Source organism: Vibrio pomeroyi, from assembly GCF_024347595.1.
GTDB lineage: Bacteria > Pseudomonadota > Gammaproteobacteria > Enterobacterales > Vibrionaceae > Vibrio > Vibrio pomeroyi.
The window spans coordinates 1,094,088-1,116,589 of the sequence record NZ_AP025506.1; the positions used below are offsets into that span (position 1 = coordinate 1,094,088).

At 42.5% G+C, this 22,502-nt stretch carries 18 protein-coding genes; 8 read left to right on the plus strand and 10 right to left on the minus strand.

Annotated elements, in window-relative coordinates; all coding sequences use genetic code 11:
- Nucleotides 1-48: 48 nt before the first annotated feature.
- From OCV12_RS04915 to OCV12_RS04930, 4 genes are all read left to right on the plus strand, one after another.
- A complete protein-coding gene (locus tag OCV12_RS04915) occupies nucleotides 49-540 on the plus strand; it encodes a VOC family protein (protein ID WP_008220945.1) in 492 nt (163 codons plus the stop codon).
- 303 nt (nucleotides 541-843) lie between these two features.
- Entirely contained in the window at nucleotides 844-2,220 is a 1,377-nt protein-coding gene (locus tag OCV12_RS04920) for a uracil-xanthine permease family protein (RefSeq protein WP_261885487.1), read from the plus strand.
- 245 nt (nucleotides 2,221-2,465) lie between these two features.
- Nucleotides 2,466-4,370, plus strand: coding sequence for a bifunctional metallophosphatase/5'-nucleotidase (locus tag OCV12_RS04925; RefSeq protein WP_261885488.1), 1,905 nt, complete (start codon nucleotides 2,466-2,468; stop codon nucleotides 4,368-4,370).
- A 248-nt stretch (nucleotides 4,371-4,618) separates the two neighbouring features.
- Nucleotides 4,619-5,110 carry a VOC family protein gene (locus OCV12_RS04930; RefSeq protein WP_029223140.1) on the plus strand — a complete coding sequence of 164 codons (492 nt, stop codon included), beginning with the start codon at nucleotides 4,619-4,621 and terminating at the stop codon, nucleotides 5,108-5,110.
- Nucleotides 5,111-5,315: 205 nt separating this feature from the next.
- Here the strand turns inward: OCV12_RS04930 and nagE are convergent, their stop codons facing one another.
- Entirely contained in the window at nucleotides 5,316-6,683 is a 1,368-nt protein-coding gene (nagE, locus tag OCV12_RS04935; RefSeq protein WP_261885489.1) for an N-acetylglucosamine-specific PTS transporter subunit IIBC, read from the minus strand.
- A 98-nt stretch (nucleotides 6,684-6,781) separates the two neighbouring features.
- Here nagE and OCV12_RS04940 point away from each other — a divergent pair, with 98 nt between their 5' ends.
- The 3 genes from OCV12_RS04940 to OCV12_RS04950 all read left to right on the plus strand — a co-directional run bounded on the left by OCV12_RS04940 (nucleotide 6,782) and on the right by OCV12_RS04950 (nucleotide 9,998).
- Nucleotides 6,782-7,669, plus strand: a complete 888-nt coding sequence (locus OCV12_RS04940; protein ID WP_239847088.1) for a LysR family transcriptional regulator — start codon at nucleotides 6,782-6,784, stop codon at nucleotides 7,667-7,669.
- 422 nt (nucleotides 7,670-8,091) lie between these two features.
- Nucleotides 8,092-8,544: a septal ring lytic transglycosylase RlpA family protein gene (locus tag OCV12_RS04945; RefSeq protein ID WP_261885490.1), complete on the plus strand. Its 453-nt coding sequence runs from the start codon at nucleotides 8,092-8,094 to the stop codon at nucleotides 8,542-8,544.
- A 440-nt stretch (nucleotides 8,545-8,984) separates the two neighbouring features.
- A complete protein-coding gene (locus tag OCV12_RS04950) occupies nucleotides 8,985-9,998 on the plus strand; it encodes a manganese-dependent inorganic pyrophosphatase (protein WP_261885491.1) in 1,014 nt (337 codons plus the stop codon).
- A 143-nt stretch (nucleotides 9,999-10,141) separates the two neighbouring features.
- On the opposite strand, the gene OCV12_RS04955 is transcribed toward OCV12_RS04950, so the two are convergent.
- The 8 genes from OCV12_RS04955 to OCV12_RS04990 all read right to left on the minus strand — a co-directional run bounded on the left by OCV12_RS04955 (nucleotide 10,142) and on the right by OCV12_RS04990 (nucleotide 19,801).
- The gene (locus OCV12_RS04955; RefSeq protein WP_261885492.1) at nucleotides 10,142-13,474 is read right to left on the minus strand and encodes a DEAD/DEAH box helicase; all 3,333 of its coding nucleotides are present in this window, start codon (nucleotides 13,472-13,474) and stop codon (nucleotides 10,142-10,144) included.
- A 2-nt stretch (nucleotides 13,475-13,476) separates the two neighbouring features.
- Nucleotides 13,477-14,307, minus strand: a complete 831-nt coding sequence (locus OCV12_RS04960) for a DUF1837 domain-containing protein (RefSeq protein ID WP_261885493.1) — start codon at nucleotides 14,305-14,307, stop codon at nucleotides 13,477-13,479.
- A gap of 529 nt (nucleotides 14,308-14,836) precedes the next feature.
- Nucleotides 14,837-15,343: a GNAT family N-acetyltransferase gene (locus tag OCV12_RS04965; RefSeq protein WP_261885494.1), complete on the minus strand. Its 507-nt coding sequence runs from the start codon at nucleotides 15,341-15,343 to the stop codon at nucleotides 14,837-14,839.
- A gap of 98 nt (nucleotides 15,344-15,441) precedes the next feature.
- Complete coding sequence (locus tag OCV12_RS04970; RefSeq protein ID WP_315972800.1) at nucleotides 15,442-15,927, minus strand: TetR/AcrR family transcriptional regulator; 486 nt, start codon at nucleotides 15,925-15,927, stop codon at nucleotides 15,442-15,444.
- Between the two features lie 336 nt (nucleotides 15,928-16,263).
- A complete protein-coding gene (locus OCV12_RS04975) occupies nucleotides 16,264-16,722 on the minus strand; it encodes a pentapeptide repeat-containing protein (RefSeq protein WP_261885496.1) in 459 nt (152 codons plus the stop codon).
- A gap of 115 nt (nucleotides 16,723-16,837) precedes the next feature.
- A complete protein-coding gene (locus OCV12_RS04980; protein ID WP_008221742.1) occupies nucleotides 16,838-17,230 on the minus strand; it encodes an ArsR/SmtB family transcription factor in 393 nt (130 codons plus the stop codon).
- A 76-nt stretch (nucleotides 17,231-17,306) separates the two neighbouring features.
- Nucleotides 17,307-18,242 carry a permease gene (locus OCV12_RS04985; RefSeq protein WP_261885497.1) on the minus strand — a complete coding sequence of 312 codons (936 nt, stop codon included), beginning with the start codon at nucleotides 18,240-18,242 and terminating at the stop codon, nucleotides 17,307-17,309.
- Nucleotides 18,243-18,538: 296 nt separating this feature from the next.
- Nucleotides 18,539-19,801 carry a metal-dependent hydrolase family protein gene (locus OCV12_RS04990; RefSeq protein ID WP_261885498.1) on the minus strand — a complete coding sequence of 421 codons (1,263 nt, stop codon included), beginning with the start codon at nucleotides 19,799-19,801 and terminating at the stop codon, nucleotides 18,539-18,541.
- A 302-nt stretch (nucleotides 19,802-20,103) separates the two neighbouring features.
- Here OCV12_RS04990 and OCV12_RS04995 point away from each other — a divergent pair, with 302 nt between their 5' ends.
- Nucleotides 20,104-20,583 (plus strand): hypothetical protein, encoded by a 480-nt coding sequence (locus OCV12_RS04995; protein ID WP_261885499.1) that lies wholly within the window; start codon nucleotides 20,104-20,106, stop codon nucleotides 20,581-20,583.
- Nucleotides 20,584-20,699: 116 nt separating this feature from the next.
- On the opposite strand, the gene OCV12_RS05000 is transcribed toward OCV12_RS04995, so the two are convergent.
- On the minus strand, nucleotides 20,700-22,448 hold the full coding sequence (locus OCV12_RS05000) for an amidohydrolase (protein ID WP_261885500.1): 1,749 nt from the start codon (nucleotides 22,446-22,448) through the stop codon (nucleotides 20,700-20,702).
- Nucleotides 22,449-22,502 lie beyond the last annotated feature (54 nt).

The following is a 22,502-nucleotide window of genomic DNA, read 5'->3' on the forward strand; positions in this document are numbered from 1 at the left end:
GAAGCTAGACTTCGAAAGCACAGAATAAAAAACGAATTGGAGAAAGTTATGAAAATGAATCACGTAGGCATCATGGTAGGTGACATGGACCAAGCTGTAGAGTTTTACACGAAAGCGCTAGGTCTAAGAATCGTAATGAACAACACCAAAGTGATGGAAGAGCGCGAATCAGCAATCGGCCGTATGTGTATCGCTGTATTTGGCGAAGGCTTCAAAGGCTTCAACATTGCTCACCTAGTAACTTCAGATGGTATCGGTGTTGAGCTGTTCGAAATGGTTGACCGTGAAGAGCGTCATAACGTTGATTTCTCTCGCCTAGGCATTTTCCACTTCTGTCTGCAGCTTCCAAAAGAGCAGTTTCATTCAGCTATCAAGCGCGTTGAAGAGTTTGGCGGTAAGGTACGTATGGATATTCACCGTTACCATCCAGAAGACGAACTAAAACAAGCACAAATGGTTTACCTAGAAGACCCGTTTGGCAACCTGTTCGAATTCTACTCGCACTCATACGAAGATACGTACGCGACTGATTACGAGTAATAGGCGCTACCTACCTATCGTAAGGTAGAAAACGAAACACCCCCTAAAGAGGATTGGTAGAAATACCAATCCTTTTTTCGTGTCTGCGTTATTGGGTGAGAGGTTACGGATAAACCAGGTCAAAGGAGTGCTTTGTGTTCTCCGTTGCACTAAAACAAGCCGACAGTGTTGCTCTATAGTGCAGCAATGGCTAGATATGAAACTTAACTGATTGATAAGTATGATGTTAAACCATTGGCATATATGTTGCTCTATTGCCTTTATGTAAATTGTATACAATAAAAAATACATAAAGGAAGTCACATGGAACAGAACAGTGAATTGATCTACGGATTAGACGATCGACCATCAGTCAGAGCAGCCAGCTATGCAGCGCTGCAGCATGTATTAGCAAGCTTTGTTGGCATTATCACGCCCACACTCATTATTGGCGGTGTCTTAGGATTGGGTGAACACATCCCTTATTTGATCAGCATGGCACTCATGGTGTCTGGGGTCGGTACCTTCATTCAAGCGAGAAAAATAGGGCCAGTTGGCGCAGGGATGATTTGTGTCCAAGGAACCAGCTTTGCGTTCTTAGGGTCAGTGCTAGGGGCAGGTTTTCTGGTTAAAGCGAATGGAGGCGGGCCGGATGAAATGCTCGCGACCATTTTCGGTGTCTGCTTCTTTGGTGCCTTTGTTGAAATCGTACTTTCGCGCTTTATCGAAAAACTCAAAGTGGTTATCACGCCAGTTGTGACCGGAATCGTTATCACGACGATAGGTATCTCTTTGATTAAAGTTGGTGTTACTGATATTGCGGGTGGCGTTGGCGCGGAAGATTTTGGCTCTGGAAGTAACCTGCTGCTGGGTGCGATTGTGCTCGGAACCATAGTGGCACTTAACCTAAGCAACAACACTATGGTAAGGCTGTCGTCGATTTTGGTCGGTCTGGTTGTCGGGTGGGGTGTTGCTATTCTGATGGGCAAAGCCCCCATGGTTTCTTTTGAATCTCAACCGTTATTGAGTATCCCAGTTCCGTTTAAATATGGTTTCGCTTTTGATTGGCAAGCCTTCCTACCTATTGCGTTTATCTACTTAATTACCGTGATTGAAACGACGGGTGACCTTACCGCCAACAGCATGTTCTCAGGCCAACCAGTTAAGGGGCCGAAATACATCAATCGACTCAAGGCTGGCGTGCTAGGTGACGGCGTGAACTCGCTTATCGCGGCTGTATTCAATACTTTTCCAAACACGACCTTCAGTCAGAACAATGGTGTGATTCACTTTACCGGAATCGCGAGTCGCTACATTGGCTACTTCATTGCAGCCATTCTTTTTCTGTTAGGGCTATTTCCCATCTTAGGCGCGGTATTAATGACGATTCCAAAACCAGTATTGGGCGGAGCGACATTGGTGATGTTCGGTACGGTTGCTGCTGCGGGTATCAAAATTATTGCTAATGAAAAGTTGGATAGACGTAGAATCATGACGATTGCCATCTCATTAGGTTTAGGACTTGGAGTAATGCTAGTGCCAGACTTGTTGAAAGAAGCACCCAAGCTAGCGCAAAGCATATTTGGCTCACCAGTAACGATGTCGGGCATCGCTGCGCTTGTGATTACCGGGTTGATGTCTTTGGTACCTGAAAACAAAACCAAACCGATGACGAATTCAGTACAAACCAGTAAAGCGTAGTGGTTTGACTAGGGTTCAAATTGGGACGTTTAAGCAGAGCCACATGACTTGATATGTGGCTCTGTCATTTACTTGCTGCTGGTGTGGCTCGCATAGTTACATAAGTTGTTTTAAGGTTGTCATCAGTCACGTTTATTTGAAATATCAAAAGCTTGTATCATTAAAAGTATGACACTAGTCACCCATAAGGTAGGCTCAATTCTATATGGTGGCGTCATACTTTAATCCACTATGTGAACACGCAGATGAAAAGACATTTATTATCCAGTGCAATCCTACTTTCTCTTACCTTTCCTGCTTTCGCCGCTGATGGCGATATACACGACGTCACGATACTCGGAACTTCAGATATCCACGGTCATTTTATGGCATGGGATTACGCGTCAGATAAACTCAACACTCGTGGCAGCTTAAGCCAAATAGCAACGAAAGTGGGTGATATCCGCAAAGAGCAATCAAACATTATCCTCGTAGACGCTGGCGATACCATCCAAGGTAACTTCGTAGAAACATTCAAAGATGATCCCGTTGATCCAATGATGCTTGGCTTTAATCACATGAAATATGATGTGTGGGTTTTAGGTAATCATGAGTTCGACTTCGGCCTTAAAACGCTCAACAGAGCCGTGACTCAATTTAAAGGCCAGTCTTTAGGTGGCAACATCAAGAACAAAAATGGAAACCCATTCCTGCCGGGTTATACCATTCTAGAACGCGGCGGAGTTAAGATCGGTGTGATAGGAATGGACACACCAATGACAGAGGTCTTTGCACAAGGCACCAACCGTTTAGAAGGGGTCACTTTCACGAACCCAACACTGGAAGTTAAGAAAATAGTCAAAGAGATTGATGACCAAGTCGATGCCATCGTATTGGTCGCACACATGGGTATTGAAAACGAAAATGACATCGCGAATACAGGTGTCACCGACATTGCGAATGCTAACCCAGAGCTGGATGCCATTGTTGCGGGTCATATGCACACACGTATCGATAAGGCGGTTGTGAACGGAGTGATCATTACCGAGCCCGACAAGTATGGCCGAGCGCTATCTCGCATCGATCTTCAATTTGAAGAGCGCGATGGCAAATTTACTCTCGTGAATAAAGACAGCTTCACCTACAAGATTAATGGCGTCGATTCCGATGAGGATATGGATGCGCTGTATCAGCCATATCACAAACAACTTCGAGAAATGGCAAATCGACCTGTGGCTCAGCTAACTGGCGTTGACTTGGTCCCTGAAAATGAAATCCGCGGTATCCCTCAAGTTCATATTCAAGACACCGGTATTAGTGCTTTATACCAAGAAGCGAGCTTCTTCTATGCACCAAAAGCTAATGTCATCGCACTCCAAATTGATAATGACAATGCTGAGCTGGATGTTGGTCCGATTAAAGCCAAAGACATCGCTTACAACTACCAATATGCTGGTGGCGAAATCACTGTTTATCAAATGACAGGTAAAGAACTCAAAACCTACATGGAGTGGTCTGCTGGTTACTTCAACTCGGTACAACCTGGGGATGTCACCTACAGCTTTAATCCAGATCGCAGAGCATCCAAATACTCGACCAATGATTTCTTTGCGGGAGTGACTTATACCATTGACCTAACTCAGCCTGCAGGTAAACGTATTACCAACCTTGAGTTTGCTGATGGCACACCTGTTAAAGATGAAACCGAAATCCGTATTGGTATGAATAGCTATCGAATGGGTCACCTAACTAAAAAAGGTGGCGTTCTAGAAGGCGAATCATTCCCTGTATTGTTTGATACAGAGGAAGAGTATGGTGAGGAAGCCGGCACAATTCGTAACATGACCATCAAGTATCTAACAGAAGAAAAGAATGGCCAGTATGAAGGCAAGCCTCAACAGCGCTGGACACTTTCTGGTTTAGAGAGTCGTTACGACGCACAGCGTGAGATCGTAAAATCACTGATAAATGATGAAGCTATATCAGTCCCAACAAGTGACGATGGCCGCTACACGAATATCGCTTCAATCAATGTAAAAGGTCTGATGTTCGACACCGCAGAAGCTAAACAAGCAGCCATAACGGAACGTAAAAACAAACTGGTACAAGCGACTGAGCAAGAGAGTGAGCATATCAAACGTGAGATCACGCTCATCGAAGCACTGAATTAATGTCTAATAATTACCACTAACAATCGTCAATATGATCTATGTGTTCTAAGAGCAATAGCTCTTAGGGCACATGTTCGTTAACCAACGCCATTCAAAATTCAAAGAACATTTAATAACAAAAAATTATCATTAATATAATTTATGATAATTTCAGTTAATCAGCCTGTCTCCCTATACTCTCTCCATCGAAACGAAATACCGAAGCTAGACTTCGAAAAGCACAGAATAAAAACGAATTGGAGAAAGTTATGAAAATGAATCACGTAGGCATCATGGTAGGCGACATGGACCAAGCAGTAGAGTTCTACACGAAAGCTTTAGGTCTAAGAATCGTAATGAACAACACCAAAGTGATGGAAGAGCGCGAATCAGCAATCGGCCGTATGTGTATCGCAGTATTTGGTGAAGGCTTCAAAGGCTTCAACATTGCACACCTAGTAACATCTGATGGCATCGGTGTTGAGCTATTCGAAATGAAAGATCGCCAAGAGCGTCACGAAGTTGATTTCTCTCGCCTAGGCATCTTCCACTTCTGTCTACAGCTTCCAAAAGAGCAGTTCCATTCAGCAATCAAGCGTGTTGAAGAGTATGGCGGTAAGGTTCGTATGGACATAATGCGTTACCACCCAGAAGACGAACTAAAACAAGCACAAATGGTTTACCTAGAAGACCCGTTTGGCAACCTATTCGAATTCTACTCGCACACATACGAAGATACATACGCGACTGATTACGAGTAATAGCGTTACTGCCTTCCATAGGTAGAAAAACCGAAACACCCCCTAAAGAGGATTGGTAGAGATACCAGTCCTTTTTTTGTGTCCCGTTTTGAATATATTAGAGTGAAGAAGGTGGCCATAAAATGACCACCTGAATCGGAGGGCTGATTAGCCCTCCTGCACTTGACTAGAGTGCAACAAAGGGGAGGGAATTCCCTTTGATTCGTTAAGCTGACGTATTTTTCATTTTACCAGCCATAATTTCTGCAAGGGGTCCCAGAACTACTTGTAAATTCTTTTCACCCACTTTGACGACTCCCTTTGCCCCTAGTTGTTTCAACGTATCTTCGTCAACTAAACTTGGGTTAATAAGCGTTAAACGTAAGCGAGTAATACATGCATCAATTGAATCTAAGTTAGATTTACCACCTAAGGCCAATAAGTATTGTTGTGCTAACTCATCTTCATTTTTTGATGCAACAACCGTTGCTTCTACTTCATCTTCTCGGCCTGGTGTCTTGATATCAAAACGTTTGATTGCAAATACAAATAGTGTGTAATAAATAAGTGCAAACACTAGGCTCAGTGGAAGTAGCATCCATGCATTATTGGCGGCAGGTGCATTAAAGAAAATGAAGTAATCAATTAGGCCAGAAGAAAAGCCAAATGACATATGAATATTAAGTGCAGCAGCTATAACTAATGCTAGACCAGTTAATATTGCATGGAAGAAGTACAAAACTGGTGCTAAGAACATGAATGTATATTCTATCGGTTCTGTTATTCCTGTTAAAAATGCGGTAAACGCAATACTGGCTAACATTCCACCAACTGCAGCTTTTTTATCTTTGTGCGCGCATTGGTAAATAGCTAAACAGGCAGCAGGTAGAGCAAATAAAGTCACGACATAATAACCAGATAGCATTAGGCCTGCTGATGGGTCACCTGCAGCAAAACGTAGCATTTCACCTGTAACACCCTCATATTCGCCCATACCAAACCAAACAATTGAGTTTAGAATATGGTGTAAACCAATGGGCAGTAGCATCCTATTAACGAAGCCATAACCAAACTTACCTCCAATATCACTCTCAAGCATCCAATTACTCATGATGTCTATACCGGAACTGACTGTCGGCCATACAACACTCATGATGAGAGCTATCACTAATGCGCTCACTCCGGTGATTATTGGAACAAACCGTTTGCCAGCAAAGAACCCTAAAAACTCAGGAAGGCGAATAGTATGGAAGCGACGATATAACTCGCCCGCAGTTATACCCATAATGACGCCACCAAAGACACCTAGATTTAGGCTCGGGTCCAAAACAGCAAGAGCTTCGGTCAATACAAAGTAGCCAACAATACCAGCAATCGCTCCTGCTGCATCATTATCTTTATTCAGGCCTGCAGCTAAGGCTGCGGCAAATAAGAGCGGCAACTGGCTAAAAATGGCATTGCCCGCCTCTGCAATGAAAGGGATATCAAATACATCGGGTTGCCCCAAGCGTAACAAAATCCCGGCAATTGGGAGGGTGGCGATAGGCAACATTAGGGCTTTGCCGAGCCGTTGTAGATAACCTAGTACATTCATTTAATTCTCCAAAAATTAGTAAGTCTGATAAAGCTATTGCAAGAATTATCACTGACCTTTAATCTTTATGAAAATTACAATCCATCGGTTGGGACGATATGTTGAACTTGGAGCAACTGCTTTCTTTTACGACTACAGTGAAAGTTGGCTCATTTTCTAAAGCAGCGCGAGAGCTAGGCAAAGCACAATCTACAATTAGTCAAAATATTATTAATATGGAAATTGATTGTAATCAGATCTTGTTTAATCGAACTGGTCGCTATCCTCAGTTGACCGAAGCAGGAATGAACTTGCTTCCATATGCCTTAGCTGTTGTCGAGCAACACAATCGGCTTGAGATGCAATTGGAAGCACTCGGTGTAAATGAGTCGAAAAAGGTTACCATTGCCTTAGATGAAGGAGCTCCATATACGCAACTAGCCGCTCTACTCCCCCAGTTAGTTAACAATTATCCTCAGTTACAACTCGAAGTACTTATTGCTAATAGTCATGATGTTTTAGAACTGGTGTCTAACGATCGAGCACAGGTGGGTGTTGTATTCAGTCAGCATTTACAACCGAATAAAATGAACTCTGAGAATATAGGGTCAATTAAATTCGAGGCTTATGTGAGCTCACAGCACCCCTTAGCTGGAAGTGTTCAATTTACTAAAGACTCATTAAAGCTACATAGACAGCTGAAAATAGAATCTAAGAATAATGAGAATAAATTTCGACAGTTACCTATTTCTCCTGATATCTGGTATGCCGATAACTACTATGTTCTCTTAGAGATGGCTAAAGCTTCTTTAGGTTGGACAATTTTGCCTGCACCTATTGCTAAGTCGGCAGTTGAAGAAGGGAAATTAGTTCCTTTAGTCTTAGAACATGAACATCTAGGATGGGTTGAAAATGTTGATATTATTCAGAATGTTGGTGTTATTGACAATGTATTCACTTCTATTAGAGAGATATTGAAGTCGATGATTATGCAGGACTGTAGTTAGTGTATTTTAATTAGGCACTCTATTGATCAGAATAGTGAGCCGAATTAATGCTTATGAGGTGTAGCATTCAAACCTTGCTCGCACACATACGAAGATACATACGCGACTGATTACGAGTAATAGCGTTACTGCCTTCCATAGGTAGGAAAACCGCCCCCCTAAAGAGGATTGGTAGAGATGCCAGTCCTTTTTTGTTTGGATTTTTTTGGTTGAGTGGCTATATCTATATGAGGTGAATGAGAAATATGCAATTTTAAGGCTTTGTTAAATTTGACGTTTTGACGATAAAACCTTTCATGAATATGACGGAATAAAGCGTTGTTCATGAAAACATTGCGCCATCATACCGAATGGTAGCCTTGGCTGAGCAGTGACTATACTCAGCACTACATTGCTAACCAATAACAACGAAAATAGAGAAAATGCATAGATTAGCGCACCCACATAACATGAAAAAATCACATATTATCTTTACCGCTCTTATTCTCATGATATTAGCCGGATGCACCTCAACGTCGGCGGTCGGCAGTTCTAAAACAAAGGAATATGCCAAGTCACATGCTCTGACTGGTAAAGCTTCTTGGTATGGTGATAAATTCCATGGAAGGCTCACAGCAAGTGGTGAAACGTATAATATGAATGCGAATACGGCGGCTCATAAAACCTTGCCATTCGGGACTATAGTGAGAGTGACCAATACAGACAATAACAAGTCTGTTGATGTGAAAATTAACGATCGAGGCCCCTACGTCAAAGGCCGAGTGATCGACCTTTCGCACAAGGCATTTGCAAAAATCGGTGATGTTAAGCAAGGCACCGTGCCTGTCAAAATCGAGATTGTTGATGACAGCAATACCTTTAGGTATAAGCATTAGAATCCCCTCCTAACCTCCCCTTGGTTTACATCTCCGCTCCCTTACCAGCAATGGAAAGGGGAGGAACTAACCGTCGACCTTGATGAATGTACAGTACATTTATGCTTATTTGATTAGGCTGCGTTTGCAGCCTTTTTTGATCCTTCTTAGTATCATTTTAATTAGGTTAGCTAATTCTAAGAATTTGAATTGGGTCTTTTATATCTCCATGATTCAGTAGTTTAAATGTCGGCTCATCAAGCTTCACTAAAATTCATTGTGAAATAATGAAAAGCTGACCTAACCCCAAATGATGTGCAACTTGGCTAGCAATGGGAAAGGAAAGGCGAATTACATTTCGTTACTCATTGAAGTAAATCTGAAACATCGCTGAAACGGTTCTGAAATTTTTGATGGCTAGCTTATGGGGTTCTAAAACGAATCCAAATAAGGAAATACCCGTGAAGCTAACACCTGCCGTTGCCGCCGTAATCATGTCTTTCAGTTCAGCAAGTTTTGCTTTTAGCTTGCAACAATCAGCCAATGAAAACAGTGAAGATCTCGTATGGACGGGGCACCTTAGCCCAGACAGCGACACGGTAATGTCTGCGATGCTCGCGGCTCATATTTATGGTGGTACGGCGACAGTGCCTGAGCCTATCAACCCTGAATCAACGTTTATCTTGAACTACTGTAATGCTGAATCACCAAGAGTAGAGGCAGATTACTCTTCATACCGAGTGGGGCTGGTGGACTTCAACCAAGTGACTCAACTAGCGCCAACCATTGATCAAGCATCTATTGTGGCAGTGGTCGATCATCATGCGATTGGTGGCTCACCGATTAATACGCCTCAAATAGTTGAGATGGATATTCGAGGTTGGGGTTCAGCTGCGACTATTCTGGCGGACAACGCTGAAAAGCTCGATGTGACCTTACCTAAACACCTTGCTTGTGTTGGATTAGGGGCAATTCTTTCTGACACCGTGGTATTCCAATCTGCAACCACGACTGAGCACGATCGTGAATACGCAGAGAAGTTGGCAAAAATTGCAGACATTTCAGATATCGAAGACTTCGGTCAACAGATGTTGATTGCTAAATCAGACCTTAGCCATCTTTCTTCTGAAACCATTCTGACGCTGGACTACAAGAACTTTAAGTACGGTGGAAAACAGGTGGGAATCGGCGTTGCTGAAACACTAACCGCTCAACAACTGATTGACCGTAAAGACGAGCTTTTGGCGGCAATGAAGTCTTACAAGGCAGAAAACGGCTTAGACCATCTGTTCTTCTCAATCACAGACACCAAGAACAAAGAAGCTAACCTATTGTGGGTGGACGAAAGCGACTATCAAGTCATTAAATCGGCTTTCAATGCTGAACCAAACAGCGACATGCTGACTTTGGAAGGCGTCACTTCACGTAAGCGCCAGATTGGCCCTGCAGTTCAAAAGGCAATTGAGAGCTTGTAAGTAGAAAGAGATCTTAGGAGAGGGATTGGTAGAGATACCAATCCCTTTTGTTTTGGGAGGCTAAATTGGATTTGGACATAAATGAGTTAGAAAAAAGCTAACTCATTTGATATCACTGGAGAAGACACCTTGAGACTTCAATACTATATTTTTGAGTTCCGATTGGCTCTGACTTTCATAGCCCAGTACGAAGCTTCTTTTTCAAAGTAGACTTTAGGGTTGTCAGCGATGGCTTTAAACGGGAATTTTTTACTGGAAGATATCAATATTTTCTCAGTCAAACCTGCATTGCATAAATATAGGCTACCATTGAAACTACGAACATTTAGCTGATGGCTTTCAGGCTCAGTGTTTTTTAAGACAAAATTACTAATTTGAGTCAATTCATCTTCTTCTTTGCCATCTTGTTCCTTAGTAAACAACTCTACCCATTTTTTTGTTACTTCATCGCAGAGTAATTCAATGTTTACTGAATTATCTTTTAGCAACTTAACTAACTTTACTTTGTTTAAACTAGTAAGTTTTCCTAGTGGTATATTAGAAAGTTCAAATGCTGCTACTCGTGATTTTAATCCCGCCAAATAGATCTTCACCGAATCCATATTAGGAACGCCTATTTCGCAATAAAGCGCTAATTCTTCGAGCAATTTAGCTTCGTCATCTAATTCTAAGTCAAATAGCTTTCTTGTAATTGCATTAATAGCCCAAGGTAGCGTCATTGAAAAATAAGAAACACATATCTCTTGACCATTCTCGTGAATAGCTATTTGTGACAGTGGTTTTGCGCTAAACCACTTCAATCGGACTTCATCTAACTCAGCTTCTTCATAATCATGCTTAAAAGTAACTGTTGGGAGTTGTTGAACTAACTTTTCAATACTTTTTGAAAATTCTGCTAGGTCAGTAGCACAACCTTCTGACTCTTTGTAAACCTTTATGCTCTCTTTTATTGGGTCAATATAATCGTCTAATGCTTTTGACGAGCTTAATGGAATGCCAGACTTAACCATACCTTCCCAATTCACATAAGCACCAGCCATGTTGAGCACTGCTCTATTTCTGCTTTTAAGAAAATTAATGATATCTTCTTGAGATACCACCTCATCATCTCCTGCTTGAATATAAGCCAATGAGTTCCTAAAAACTGTGTCAATCCAGTTCGAAGGATCTGGTAATTCGTGTGCTTTATTTTTATAGTCTAATGCTAAAAGTGTGTCATCAATCCAGTCGAATACTTGCGGAAATATATTTGAGTAATCTGTATTATCAGATTTAAACTGAGAAAAATCATTAGTAGCAACTAGATCTAACAATAATTCAAAACTAACATTACATTGTATTGATATATCCTTTAAATATTTTACTAGTGCCAGCAATCCACTCTTGGCATGTTCCATTTTCGATGAGTCAAAGTATTCATGGCAAAAACCAAGATCCCTTTGATAGCTCCAATTAGTCTCATCAATACAATACAAGACTTTTCCTTCAATATCTGTAAAGGCTCTTCCTGCTCGCCCAGCAATATTCCAAAAATCTTTTGAATCTATTTTTACCGCGTCTTGGTGATTCATAAATACATCAGCAAAAATCACTGTTGATATGCCTATATTAACTCCCTGCCCTAGACTAGTGGTCGAAACAATAACCTTAACATTGTCCGTTCGCATTAGTTGCTCAGTCAAAATTCGGACATCGGTAGGTAATTTTCCGAAATGACATAGAATTCCATATCGAGCCAGTTCATATATGTCACTAACGCCAGCTTCATCGCAAGCGAGCCTAAATGACTCAAAAAGTACTTCGTTATTATAGTTGTGTAATTCGGGAGTTCCTCCCATTGCCTTCAGTACCCTATTAGCTGAAGATACGACATATCTAGCCTGAGCAACAAACATCAAGACAGTCCCAAGTTGCGATAGCTTTAATGCTGTAGCTGCAATTCCTTCATTTTTGTCACTCGGAAAATATTTAGTTCTTGCGCGAGGTGGTAAGAACTTTTCGACAAAATTTTTGTTAAATGAGGTTGGTTCGCCAAACCATTCTATTGTTACATTTTTAGCGTGAGTCCATTTAATTGTTCCAAATCGCTTGTCTGCAATTGTCTTATCGGTTTGATAAACACTGCTACTATCCTCGGCTATCCATTGGGCAATATCATTTGTATTAGGTAGGACAGCGGAAAGAAGCATAATCTTGCCATCATTTTTATTGACGTGATGCTTTAGCTCTTCGATAAACAACTCAATTTTAATTAATCTTTCTTCTGCCCCAAGCAGGTGTCCCTCATCAATAATAAGTAAACTAATTCCATTGGCGATATCTTCATCTGCCCTAACTATCGCCTTGGCTTTTTCAGGGGTTGCAATAATCACATTTGAGTTTTCGATTAGTGCCTTATCTAGCTTACTAAATTGTCCTCCGCCATATAGGAACGTAGTAGAAAACCCCAAGGGGGCTAATGTCTTCTCCATTGATTCCTCTACCTCATAAGATAATGAACGGAATGGAGCAAGGTATAGTACTTTGGAAAAAGGGTTATCAATCAAAGCTTCCAAAATAGCGATCTCAGCTATTCTGGTTTTGCCACTACTTGTTGGTAGACTCAGGACAATATCATTATCATCTTGCATTGCCTGTAATGCATTATATTGAGCAAAGAATAACTCCATAATTGGTGGTGTTCGTAATGCTAGTTGTGCTACATAATCATCTGTAATATCACTCTTAATTAATTTTGGTATCACATTCCAAAATGAGTACTTCTTAAAAACATTAAGTAATATTATTAACAACCTCGACAACCACCAAATAGTAGGTTCGTCATCAATAGAAGCCAATTCTTTCAAGTCAGTTAGAGATTCTTGTCCGAGATAAAGATATTCTTCTTTGCCCGAGTAAATGTATTCCAACACTAAATTTAGGGATTTAGATAAGATAATTGCATAATGCTTGTTGTTCTGTTCTAGTTCGTCCTCAGAAACTTTATCATATTCATCGTCAAACTGAATGTTGTTAATTTCGTGAATAAGTGCTTGCAGATCTTTTCTCAGAAAACTGCTAAATAGATTAATTAATGGCGTTTTAGCTTTGACATTTTTAATCGCTATAAACGATTTTGAATACTGAGAAGCTAGGTAAAAAGATAAACTACTAACAACCAAGTAAAAGCTACTTTTCTTGCTAAGTTCAGTATTAGGGGCGTGAATGTAATGTATAATGTCGCCTGCTTTCTCAAATGCTTGCAGAGCAACATCATCAATTTCACTTTTTTCAGTTATGGCACAACCTATAGATAAATATGCGAAGGCAATACTATTAACCCTATCCGTTAATCCTTCTGTAAAATTTGGAAAGTTAGCTTCATCTTCTTTGACAGCTAAAAGAATATTCTTCGCGTTGGCTTGCGCAATTAAGTTCTGAGCGAATTCATCGTTTTCAAGCTTATCAAACAGCTTCTGAGCTTTTACGGTATCCATTTCTACTCCATCACCATTTTTAGTGCTTCGTCAAAGCTATTCTTAACAAGCTGAGCTGGGTTATCTTCACCATAAGATACTATGACAAGGTTTTTATTATTAGAGTTTAAGTGTTTCTCTATGGTCTTATATGTAGAAGCTTCACTGTGATAAAAGCCAACATATGTAACTGGAGTTTTTTGGGTATGAAGGTTCGTGATCAAATCATCAATTTCGTTTGCTAAAAGTTCATCTCCCATTTCTTCTAGTCTGTCACTAACAAAGGTCAAAGATATGGGTAAATTTTTGTTCGATAACGATTCAACAATATCATCTAAAGCTTTTTTGTTTTTAGTCGAACGGAATTTTGCTTCTCCCATTATTACTCTATTTTGAATATTCTGTTTTTCAAATAGTAATAAATCGTCTCCTTTCATAGACTGCTCTACATTCGGGTTGTACCGCAGTTTGTACACAAGGATTTCTAAACCTGATGTTTCAGTAAGGTATTCTGCAAGGATTATTTCGCCTAGATTACCTTTTTGCGTAGTTGCAGACTTAATCGGAAAAGGAACTTTTCCTTCCATATACTGAGCGAAGCCATGCTTAGCTAAGATTTGTTTTTTCCTCTCTATCCTAGCGATACGAGCTTCGGTTGCATGATGTTTAATTACCCATTGCGACAAATGATCAACTAGAGTAGCGCTGCTTATACCTTTATTTGTAAGCTTTCTATGTTTTTTGTTGACTGTTGCAAGTGTATCTTCACACTCAAACCAATCAAAAAACAAACCCGACCTAGGATGTTCACCGATTAACTTACTTTGAGCTGTTGTTTGTTTTTTCGCGCTCATAATTCGCCCGTATACTTTTGATTTATGCGTTGCAATTCACTAATCATCAAAGTTAAATCAGTTTAGTTTATCCTCTTTACATTCAGTTCATCAGAAAATAACTTAGAAAACCAGACGCTTGCAGCATATTTTGTCGTAGTACCATACTTTGGTCGACTTTGTAGGTCAGTAAATCATTCACAATATTGCTGAAGCAAGCTTTGGGGCAAATCCGTGTTAGCTCATAATTAAATCCCCTCCTAGCCTCCCCTTAATCAGCATCTTCGATCCATTGTGGTTCGTGGAAAGGGGAGGGACAGAATGCCGATCGTTACATACGCAGATACACATTCAGCGGCAAAGAAGATTCTCCCCCTCGGTCGCAGATCTAAAGAGGTTGATGAACTTAACATGAGGGGAGTTAGAAGGGGAGGGTGTTCTAAATCAGACCGAACGCACGGGATATCAACGCTCTCAATTCAGAATAGTATTACGCTTCACCCAAAAAAATGGAACGCCTGAGCGTTCCATTTTTCGTATCTGATTTACCTTAAACTTGCTCGCTTGGGTGTCCCCACATTAGCTCGCTTGCGTAAGGGCCAGTGACGCTTGAGGTAGATTCACCTACGCCGTCTAGTGCGCCAGGGGTCAGTGCTTTAGCGAACCAGCACTCAAGTGGTGCAAGTGTTCTTACTGGTGGAAGCACGTTGTGTGGCGTGTTGTAGCGGTTGCCGTAGTGGAACGGTTCGCCCATCACGAAGATAACGTCAGCGTCGAGTTGTTTCTCGGCTTCTTCCATTAATCGAGTCGCGTAGCCTTTGCCTTGGTATTCTGGCACCACAGCTAAAGGTGCAAGTACATAACACTTCAGGTGTGGTGCTGCGTCTATTGTGATTGGGGTATAGCATGCGTGTGCTACGCCTTCATGCACGATAGAAAAGCTGCCGTCAGCAATAAGATCGTCGGCAAACTCTGCGTACAGTTTTGCATGGCGTTCGTCGTAAAGCCCGCCTGCGGCGGCGAAAGCTTCGTATTGAATTTCATAAGGGGTTTTCATTTGAAAAATTCCTAACTTAAATTAATTGTCGTTGGCGTTTCAGGTATCTGATTGCTTTAGATAGCCAACAACGTTTTATTGAGCTTTAAGCGAGGTACTTATAAATCCAGCAGCAGTAAGTACTTAGCTATGAAGCGTTCTTTAATTTGTTCTAACGGGTAATCACCTTCCGAGAACAAGTAATTGAGTGCGATACCATCGATATCGGCGATCAACATATGGCCATCAACCATGCTGTTGGTGTTTGGAATATCACGAACAATCACTTCGAAAGATTCCATCATCAGTTGATAGCGTTCATCTAATAGGTCTTTCAATATCAGCCTTGTTGAGGGCTGGCATTTCAATTGGTAATCAAGTTGATAAAACCGTTTTTGTTGTGGGTCGGCCATCGACAAGAAGATGTGCTCGATAAGGTTAATAAACCTCTCTTTTGCCGACATTCCTTCACTCGATTGGTCAACACTTTCGCCCACTTCGCTAATGATTTCAGCCATGCGAACAAACACTTGTCTTAGTAGATCATCTTTGTTTTTGAAATGATGAAAAACTAAACCCTTCGATACTTTTGCCGTTTCACACACTTGCGCGATAGACGTTTTTTCAAAGCCTTGTGTCGCGAATAATTCAATCGCGGCTTGGATTGCTTGCTGCTTCTTGTCCATGGGAATCACTCAATTAATTTACAAACCGACTATCCGGTCTGTAGTTCATGGTGCGGATAATATACAACAACAATGAGGGACGCAAGATCTTTAAAGATCGTTTTTTGGGAGCGGTTGTAGGCAGGTTTAACTTGGGTGAGAGTGACTTTGTACTGCACTTTGTTTGGATTCGAGATTCATCTGGAGCGAAAGTTTACGGGGAGTAATAAGCTAAAGAGGGAGGAGGCTCTTTAGCCATAGAGCGGAGTTGTGTGGTTATTGCTTGCCTAACGAGGCCGCGAAACATTCTTGGTTCGGGTTACGCAGTTTGATGATCGTTTTGCTTGGGTCGATACGATTCAGCGAGTCATCACTAAGATTGGCGTGATTGAAATCGGTACGGAATAGATCCGCGCGATACAGATCGACGTTGAGCATTTGTGCGTGGCTCATGTCTGCGTTTCGCAAATCAGCATCACGGAATGTCGCGTTGTTCAGGTTCGCGTGGCTGAAATTGGCGTAGGTGATGTCAGCCTCATTCATGTTTGTGCCTGATAAATCGGCACCACTAAAGTTGGCTCGGATTAGGTTGGCACAACGCAGGTCTAGGTTTTGAAGTGCTAAGTGGCTTAGGTCGGCATTACGTAATTGCGCTCTTTCTCCGCCTTGGTTTTCTAGCCACAGTTTGTGTTGTTGAAGAATAGAATCAAGCTCTTGCTGAGTGTAGGTATTCATAGTTCACACCACCATTTTCACAGGGATACTGATATTGGGCATCCCTTTGTTGCGTCTCTCGCTGTCTCTCTTTTGTTATCGTGTTTCTGTCTATTGAGCTTCTTTCTATCGAGAGCTAGCTAATCTTGCTGTGCCAAATCTCGCTGTCTGGGCCGACAACACATTCGCCATCCACTCGCATTGATAAACGAATCAAGCAGCGTTTGACCACTTCTTTGAAATCGTCTTCAGGTAAGTGTCTTACTGAATCGACCAAGGCTTTGCAGTGCGGAGCGGTTTGCTCTTTTAAGGTGTAGAACACCCATTTGCCTTTCTTCTCATGATTGAGCAGGCCAGCTTTGTAGAGCATTTTAAGATTACGAGACACGTTGTATTGAGTTTCACCAATGATGTCCATTGCTTCAGCCACTGCCATGCATTCATCCACATGCAGGAACAACCAGAACAATCGCAGTCGATTTGGTTCTGATAAGGCTTTTAGCGAATCAATGTATTTTTCATCCATCATGGTTTTACCCTTCCAACTGAGTAGCGCCACTCTTTATGAGCGGCGCGAAGTTTTATTTTGTTCTGAGTAACCGATTTTACACAACGTATTGGAAGATAGCGCCACCAATGATGGCTGTCGTTAAGACGATTCCTACAAACGCAATTACGGCTTTTCTTTTTAGAACTGCAGATACTAGCGCGATTTCCGGCAAACTGGCACCTGTACCGCCAATAATTAGTGCCAATGCCGCGCCTAAGCCCATTCCTTTAGCAATTAATACGTTAAGCAGCGGAATTGCCATCTCGATACGTAGGTAAAGTGGGATACCAATCAAGGAAGCGACCACGATAGATTGGAAGCTGTCACCGCCCACGTACTTCTCTACCAGATCTGCAGGTAAGTAAGCTGCCGAGAACCCACTGATCGCCGCACCCAATAGTACATACGGGATGATTCGCTTGAACAAAGCCCAAGCTCCGCCCATTGCATTACGCATTCTTGATGCTGAAGAAGGAGCCGCGCCACAGGTGTTGCCTGTGTTTTTGGTATTGCTTGAACCTGAGCAGCCTTTGCCTTTGGTGTCTTCTAGCTCAGCACCGCGTTTGATCTCGTTTCTCCAAGGAGATTTAGAAATCAAGTAACCACCAAGAACCGCTGCGGTAAAGGTCACCAAGAAGTACACCACGGTGATCTTCAATCCGAACGCGGCGTACACCATAGCCAATACGATGAAGTTACACAGTGGCGCCGAGATGATGAAGCTCATCACAGTACCTAATGATGCACCCATCGACGCCATTGCCATGGTCACCGGAACCACAGCTGCGCTACAAAATGGGGTCAACATCCCGAACAACGCGCCCAATAAGGTTCCCCATTTATCGTGTTTGGTCAGCGTCGCTTGGAGTTTATCTTGAGGGATATACTCTCGCATGATGCCAGTCAGAACCGACACAATGGCGATGATAACGACCAGACCTTTGGCCACATAAAAGAACTCATTTAACGCAATAACTAATTTAGCATCCACAATTGGAATCTCTAGCAAGTGAAAAGAGGTTGAATCATATACACACATGCGCAATCGTGCAAGTGTGTATATTTAAGTTAATTGAAAACAGACTAGGTTAAGCGTGCTTGTGGTTTATGGTTTTCTTTAGGGATGGCTATATTTTGAATGGATTTAATTTTTAATAATCAGTGGATTAGGTTTCTGTGAGAAGTGGGGTGAGGGTGTTTAAAGGAAGAGGATTAGAGGGTGAAATAAAACGGTGCCATGACGAATTCGCCATAGCACCGCTGTTATTTTAATCTTTAGACTTTCGATTAAAGGCTGTTTTTATACACTTTGCCGTCTTTCATGATCAGCTTTTGTGTCTCTGTATTTGCCACACATGCCACGCCTTCCAGCGGGTTACCGTCGATAATCAATAGGTCGGCATACGCACCTTCAACAATCTGACCTAGCTTGCCTTCTTGGTAAGGGTTTTGGTAAGTCGACATTTCGAACAAGCGTCCGCAGTTTGATGTCGCCATGCGAAGTGCCGTGATGGTATCGAACACTTGTTCAATCGCACCAAGCTCATTCAGTTGAGTTGCGTGCACATTGGTTTCACCCACACAGTCGGTACCAAAGGCGATGTTTTGGATATCGTATTTCTTGATAAGCTCTGCCGACTTGAACATGGCCTTACCTACACGCTCTGTTTTGCGGTATGTCTCTTCGTTTGGCAGTGGGATCTTACGCGCTGCAATCAGTGAAGAGGTAAAGTAAGACGGAATCACCCAAATACCTTTCTCTTTGATGATCTCGGCAATGTCGTCATCCATGATGGTCGCGTGTTCGAAAGACATCACACCCGCTTCTGCAGCTCGGCGCATCGCATCAGAAGTGTGGATGTGCGCGGCAACATAAGTACCGTAGTCTGAAGCGGCTTGTACTGCGGCTTCCATTTCGTCCGAAGTAAACTGCAATGTGTCTAGCGGGTCGAAGGTTGATGATGCACCGCCACCTGCCATGATCTTGATTTGTGACGCGCCCATAAACAGTTGCTCACGTACCGCTTTCAAAACTTCTGAACGGCCATCAGCCACTCGCATTGCGCCAAGCTTCATCATTGGCGAGTCTTCGTGCCCGTTAGCCAAACGTTCTTGCGCTTGGTTTTGTCGGTAATCTGAGTGACCACTAGTTTGTGAAATCGCGGCCATTGAAGGCAGAATACGTGGGCCAGTTGCGTAACCGTTGTCGATACTTTTCTTAAGGCCAAGCGTGTTACCCGCGACATCACGAATGGTGGTAAAGCCGCGCATCAGCATCTCTTCTGAAATCTTCGCCGAGCGAATCGCCACTTCTTCACGAGTCATGGTATCAATCACATTGAAAGGTGCAGATAGCGTGATATGAACGTGCGCATCAATCAAACCTGGCATTACCGTGCCACCTTGAGCATCGATAATTTCATCCGCTAACGTTGCATCAACCTCGCCAATTTGAGTAATCAAGTTGTCTTCAATAAGAAGTGATACGTTCTCGATTAGGTTGTTATCAACACCGTTAAATACGTTCGCGTTAGTGATTAGCTTTTTCATAGTCTGCACCTTTTGGAAATGAGTGTGTGTCGCTGATGGAGTTATCTTATGGCGGGCAGCATTTGAAAAATGGCCATTTGGTGACAAGCAATGATGAGACTTATCTTTTGGTGCTTTTCTATATTTTTGAAAATTGCTTTATAGCAGGAAGCTAATTATTGGTGTGAGAAATGATCAATCAATAAAAGCTAATAATTTCGAATGGAATGGTTGTGGTGTCATCAAATGGTAAGTTTTGCTCCGATTCGAACGCTAAGATGTATTTCAAATCGAGACTACTTATCCAATTAGAGAGAAACAGAATGACTAAATCAGACAAAGTTTACGGATTCAACACACCACAACGTCTATTCGTAGGTTACACGTTAGCTGTGCTTGTAGACTTAGTGGTCCTTAACTTCTTCGATGAGTACTGGGACTTCGTAAACATTGAGTCTTTCACTATTTCTTTGATAGCGGCGTTATTGCTACAGCTATTGTTGAAGCTCTCTATTGGTTTGGAACACAAGATTGCCGAGCACTTCAAAAGTAAGCCGGGTACAGCGCCTAAGGTTTACCGAGCAATCACTACTTACATCATCTTGGTGGGTTCAAAATTCGTGATGCTAGAAGCGATTAACTTATTGTTCGGAGAGAAGGTGAGCTTTACTGGCCCTTGGAATGGTGTAGTAGCGTTCTTCGCAGTGGTATTTACGATTCTGATTGCTGAAGTGATTGTATCGAAGATCTACTTTGCGCTTGATGATAAAGCCGCTGAAGGCAAACCAGCAGCGCAATCATAATTAAAGGCGAGTCCATCGCCCAGTTGAGACTGACATAAAAAACGAGCCAGCTAATTGCTGGCTCGTTTTCGTTTGTGTGATGTATAACCTTAATCTATCCGATACATTTGTTGGTTTTACTTCTCGTAAACCACATCCCCTCGTAACACCGTCATCAACACTTGAGTCTTGGCGATGCCTCTTGCTGACAAGGTGGTGATGTCTTTATCAAGAATGGCGAAGTCAGCCGATTTTCCAACTTCAATAGAACCTGTTACGTCTTCAATTCCTAGGCTCTTGGCTGCGTTGAGTGTGTAAGCGTCGATGGCTGTGTAGATATCGGTTAGGCCTGTTTTGCCCATGATTAAGCTGTTCGCGATGCCAACTAAAGGGTTGATGTCGTGCACGTTCCAGTCACTGCTTAGGGTGATATTGGCGTCGGTTTTGAGTATCGCGTCGAGGTTCATCATGGCTTTGGCTCGTCGAGCGCCTAGGAAAGCTTCCGCCCACTGGTGCTGATGCCTTGCAATGTAATCAGATCCTACTTGGAAATCCGCCGACACATTAAGCTGCTTGAAGCGGGGAACATCCTCATCATTGATCAATTCAACGTGGGTTAACGTGTATGGTTTTTGCGAGCCTTGTTGACGCACGCTTTCGATTGCATCAAGGGATTCACGAACGGCACCGTCACCAATTGCATGAATGTGTGCACTAAAACCAATTTTATCGAGTGCGCTGAGCCACTCTTTCATCTGTGCTGGTGGAATGTAGTTTAAGCCGTTCGGCGACTGTGGCAAGTAAGTCTCTAAGTAGGGTGCGAGTGTTTTTGCTGTGCCATTAATGAAGATACCATCGCTGTACATTTTTACCTGATCGACCAGTAGCAGACGGCTTTTGTTATCGGAATACATCTTCTCGAATACCTCGAGCTGAGACGGGATCGCCATTGATGGGTAAACCCAAGGACGTAACGATACGCGCGCAGTTAAATCTTGGTTTTGCTCCGCTTCTAGCCAAACATCATACCAACCTCGCTTCCAATACATCCGACCGTCCCCAATGGTGGTAATGCCATGTGCTGCGGCTTCCTCAAGCCCGAACATTAAGCCTTGGTAGCTCTGTTCAAACAACTCGCTTTGACTGTTCCACGCCATCTCCATGACTTGATCGCCAGCGTTATCCAATAAGATGCCGTTAAGCTTTCCGCTATCAGGATCTTTTAGATATGCACCGCCTTGTGGGTCTGGAGATTGTTGGCTGATTCGTGCGATTTTCAGTGCTTTAGAGTTGACCCACATCGAGTGTGAGGTTTGCTCCATGATGACTACGGGGCGGTTTGGGAAGACACTGTCGATGATCTCTAGTGGTGTGTATTCAGAATCGCTGTCGAGAGTCGGTTCCAAAGAAAAACCATAACCCATTAGCCAACCTCTGCCATCGGTATCAGCATTGATCTTACACGCTTCTAGGTAGGGGATTTGTTCTTCTAATGTGGCTTCAGAATCCAGTTCACAATTACCACCCAGCTCTGAGGCGGCTTCGAAAACATGGTTATGATTATCAATGAAGCCCGGAAGAACAAAGGCATTGTCTAAGTCGATGACATCGGTATTCTGCCCTTGAAAAGTTTTCGCTTGCGAGCGTTCACCAATGAAGATGATCTTGCCTTTATGGGTAACGATCGAGTCAGATTCACGATGCCCGTAGATATCGGCATTAGTAAAGATTTGATCAGCGGTTTGGCTATTAGTTGCGGCTTGGCTTTGGGCCGTTGTTTTCTCTTGTACAACGATGTTGTCTTGTCCAAGTACGGGCGAAACAGCGCCTAAACTGGCGAGTAAAGCGATCCATGTAGTGCGTGGCAAAGTGAGCTTGTTGTTCATTCTTATGTATTCCATGTTCCACTGTTTAATAAGTATAGAAAGCGAGTGGCCAGT